4 protein-coding genes and 1 pseudogene are annotated in these 3,584 nt (G+C 67.5%); 1 reads left to right on the top strand and 4 read right to left on the bottom strand.

The window, feature by feature from the left end:
- Positions 1-37: 37 nt before the first annotated feature.
- The 4 genes and pseudogenes from BN903_RS15590 to BN903_RS05070 form a co-directional block, all read right to left on the bottom strand.
- A pseudogene (locus BN903_RS15590) lies at positions 38-455 on the bottom strand (hypothetical protein).
- A gap of 89 nt (positions 456-544) precedes the next feature.
- Positions 545-760, bottom strand: a complete 216-nt coding sequence (locus BN903_RS05080; protein WP_048076665.1) for a hypothetical protein — start codon at positions 758-760, stop codon at positions 545-547.
- Positions 761-871: 111 nt separating this feature from the next.
- Complete coding sequence (locus BN903_RS05075; protein WP_048076664.1) at positions 872-2,110, bottom strand: NAD(P)/FAD-dependent oxidoreductase; 1,239 nt, start codon at positions 2,108-2,110, stop codon at positions 872-874.
- Positions 2,111-2,274: 164 nt separating this feature from the next.
- A complete protein-coding gene (locus BN903_RS05070) occupies positions 2,275-2,853 on the bottom strand; it encodes a DUF1684 domain-containing protein (protein WP_048076776.1) in 579 nt (192 codons plus the stop codon).
- A 115-nt stretch (positions 2,854-2,968) separates the two neighbouring features.
- Here BN903_RS05070 and BN903_RS05065 point away from each other — a divergent pair, with 115 nt between their 5' ends.
- Positions 2,969-3,565 (top strand): DUF6149 family protein, encoded by a 597-nt coding sequence (locus BN903_RS05065; RefSeq protein ID WP_048076775.1) that lies wholly within the window; start codon positions 2,969-2,971, stop codon positions 3,563-3,565.
- The last annotated feature ends 19 nt before the right edge of the window (positions 3,566-3,584 follow it).

The raw sequence follows: 3,584 nt of genomic DNA, 5'->3' as shown, positions 1-3,584 counted from the left end.
CCTATCCCCTGTGTGCCTTGCCTCCCACGACTCCGGGCTACGGCCAGTCGTCGCGGGCCTGCTCCTCGGCCGCCTCGTCCGCGGTCTCGCCGGTCGCGAGCGTCCACCCCGCGGCCTCGGCGGCGTCCTCGACGTGGAGGAACTCCCCAGCCGGTCGCCTCGGCGACGGCCTCGTCCTCGTCGTCGACCCCGACGAAGACGTGTCGGTCCGTGTCGAACTGCCCGCTGATGTTCTCCAAGCTCTCCTCGACGCCGCGCGGCCCGGAGAAGAAGTCCTGTCGCACGCGGTGTTTCCGCGTGAAGTTCGTGACGACGTAGGTGGGCTTCTCGCTGACGACGCCGACGTACTCGGTCCACTGTCGGGCGTTGCTGAACACCGCGTTGGGGTCCGCGAGCGCCTTCAGCGCTTCCAACTCGAACGCCAGCGTCATGTCGGTGGATCCGCCGCTGTCCATGCCTCCCGCTTGCTCCCCGCCGGCGAAAACAACTTCGCTTCCGCCCCGCCGCCCCCTGCCGGGGCCCGAGCGCTCGCCCGGACCCAAACTCACCGCGAGCGGACGAGGTAGTAGTCCGTGAACTTCACCACGTCGCCGTCCTCCAGAGTGCTCGTCTCCGGGGCCGTCCGCGGTCGTCCGGCGAGCTCGGCGACGACCTGCTTCTCGTCGTCGCTCAGCTCGTCGAAGTGCCGGACTCGCGCGTCGGACGGCATGCGACCGGTGCGCCGGAGTCTGAGCTGCCGGTTCGACTCCCGAATTGTCATGTGGTAACGTATATCATTATTAATCATAAGTGTTTCGCAGCACTGTAACTACGGCGGGCGGTCCGTGATCGAGGAGAAAGCGAGACCGTTACGCGGCGAGCGAGGTGACCGTTACTGCTCGGCCGAGGCCGGCAGGTCGTCGACTGCGAAGCCGGGTTCCATGAGGAGGTCCGCGTGGTCGCTGACGTCGCGGCCCTCGCGCATCAGCTGTTTGAACGCGGACTGCGGCGAGAGGTCGCCGATGAGCACCCCGCCGACCACCTTACCGTCCTTCAGCGCGACGCGACGCCACTCGCCGTCGGCGGTGGTCGCCTCCACGAAGTCGTCGCCGAGGGTCGGGTGGCCAAAGGAGAGGAACGGGAAGTCGAAGTGCGTGATCGAGTACGAAGAGACCCACTCGAACTCCTCGCTGCCGTAGTCGACCATGTTCCGGGCAGCGATCGTCCCCTGCTCTTTGGCGGATCCCCACGAGCCGTTCTTCGCCCGTTCGCCGAGGATGAGGTCGTTGAACGTGGTGATGTCGCCCGCGGCGTACACGTTGTCGACGTTGGTCCGCATGAACTCGTCGACGACGATGCCGTCGTCGACCTCCAGCGGCGTGTCCTCGACGAGCTCGGTGTTGAAGTTCAGCCCGATGGCGACGCCCGCGAAGTCGCACTCGTAGCGCTCACCGTTCGGGTCGACGGCCGCCTCGACGTGGCCGTCGTCGTCGACCTCGAAGTGGTCGACGCCGGAGCCGAACACCGGCTCGACGCCGCGCTCGCGCATCGCCTCGTGCATGATCTCCGCGCCCTCCTCCGAGAGCGCGTAGCGCCACCAGTTGTCGCCGCGCATGAGGTACTTCGCCTCGACGTCCTGCGCGCCGCAAATGGCCGCGAAGTCGATGCCGAGCAGGCCCGCTCCGACGATGACCGCCTTCTCGGCGTCCTCGACGCTCTCTTTGATCCGGCGGGCGTCTTGGAACGTCCAGAAGTGGTGGATTCCGTCGGCGTCAGCGTTTTCGACCGGGAGCTGCTGTGGCGTGCCGCCGATCGCGAGCAGCAGCGAGTCGTACTCGAACGTCTCGCCCTCGTGGGTGTGGACCGCGTCCTCGTCGATGTCGATGTCCACGACGACCGTGTTGAGCCGGAGGTCGACGTCGTGTTCGTCGTACCACTCCTCTTGGTGGATCGATATCGGGGCCTCGGGGAGTTTCCCCTTCGCGTACTCTTTGATCAGAATCCGGTTGTAGAGGGACTCACCCTCGTCCGTGAGAACCGTGATATCGGCGTCGGGCGCTTCCTCGCGGAGCGTCTCGGCCGCGGACGCGCCCGCGATACCGTCACCGATGATCACGTACGAATCGCTCATGTCTCGGCGTTCGGATTCATGCCTAATGTGGGTTGTCATCCGCGTCCGCACCCGTGCGAACGAGACTCACGACCGCCGGGAAACGCGTACAGAGACCCTTCTCCCGCCGGACGCGCGTCGGCAAGCGGTCGGCCGCACCACCCGTCGGTAGGCGTCGTCGCCGGTCAGTGGTCCGCGCCGGCCGGCTCCCCGGGGAAGTCCTTCTCGCCGGCCCGGATCGGGACGTCGAGCCAGTTCTCGCCCGGCACGAGCGGGCACTCGTAGGCGTGGTTATACGCGCACGTGGGGTTGTACGCGACGTTGAAGTCCACCACCCACTCGCCGTCGACGCGGTCGCGATCGGGCTCCAGATCGAGGTACCGCCCCGCGCCGTAGGTCTCCTCGCCGCTGGTCGCGTCGCGGAACGGCACCCACAGGCGGTCCTCGTCGCCGGCCGGGCGGTACGCCTGAAGCGTCACCGACTCGCCGTCGACCGCGAAGCGGAACTCGCCCCACCGGCGGTACGTCTGCTCGCCGTCCGCCGTCGTCTCGACGGTCACCGTCTCGGTCTCGTCGTGTTCGTGAAGCGGGAGGACGAACCGGTACGCCGGGTCCGGCTCGAAGTAGTCGAGCCCGGGGAACGCGTCGCCCCGCATCGAGACGGGCAGCGGCGACCGCGCCGACTCGCGGAACTGTTTCGCCTTCGCCTCCCGCCGCGCCTCGACCTGCGCCGCCCAGTTGTCGTCTCTCTCGCTCGTGGCCATGTCCACGTCGACGTTGTTCGCTCGGCGAAATAACACTTCTGTGGCGCGGTCGCCGACGCGCACGATCACGTCTCGGACGCCACAGATTCAAGAGCGTCCCGACCCAATCGAGCGTATGAAAATCCGGCAGAACATCCGTCACTGGGCCGCGAAGAAGGCGTTGACCACGCCGGTCGTCGGCGACGTCGCCAACGACAAGCTCGTCGACCTCCACACGAGTATCTTCCTCAACAAGGCCGACGAGGACCGCCGCGAGGAGCGCCGCGACCACCTCGACAGCTTCTTCAACGCGACGATGGACACGTACGTCGCCGCCTTAGAGGCGGGCTTCCCGGAGGCTGAGGCCCGCGAGATCACCCACGTCCAGGCGAACTTCGACTTCTTCAACCACGGCTGGACGGAGATGATGGAGATCCCGGGCGACGAGCTGGAGGCCCACTACCGCCGGTACGAGGAGTTCTTCTCCGAGTACGGGATCACGATCGACGACCCGCTGGGCGAGTTCCGCCCGGCCGGGGGCGTCGTCGAGGCACCCGAGACGCCCGAGAAGCTCGACGAACCCGAGTACGAGAACGCGCTGGCCGGCTTCGCCGACGACGTGTACGTCGAGACCGACGAGGGCGAGACCGTCGTCGGCGGCGACACGGAGGAGCCGGACGAGGTCGACGCCGCGACCGCGCCCGGACTCGACGAGGACGAGGCGAGCGCCTGACCCGACCGACCGCCGCCCG

It is taken from the genome of Halorubrum sp. AJ67 (genome assembly GCF_000513435.1).
Note: the sequence above shows the minus strand (reverse complement) of the source record. Positions and strands in the feature narration are given on the sequence as shown.

What these genes read in the sequence shown, in the direction of transcription:
- BN903_RS05075 (WP_048076664.1), bottom strand. Translation starts at nt 2,110, where the DNA reads ATGAGCGATTCGTACGTGATCATCGGTGACGGTATCGCGGGCGCGTCC.
- BN903_RS05080 (WP_048076665.1), bottom strand. Translation starts at nt 760, where the DNA reads ATGACAATTCGGGAGTCGAACCGGCAGCTCAGACTCCGGCGCACCGGT.
- BN903_RS05070 (WP_048076776.1), bottom strand. Translation starts at nt 2,853, where the DNA reads ATGGCCACGAGCGAGAGAGACGACAACTGGGCGGCGCAGGTCGAGGCG.
- BN903_RS05065 (WP_048076775.1), top strand. Translation starts at nt 2,969, where the DNA reads ATGAAAATCCGGCAGAACATCCGTCACTGGGCCGCGAAGAAGGCGTTG.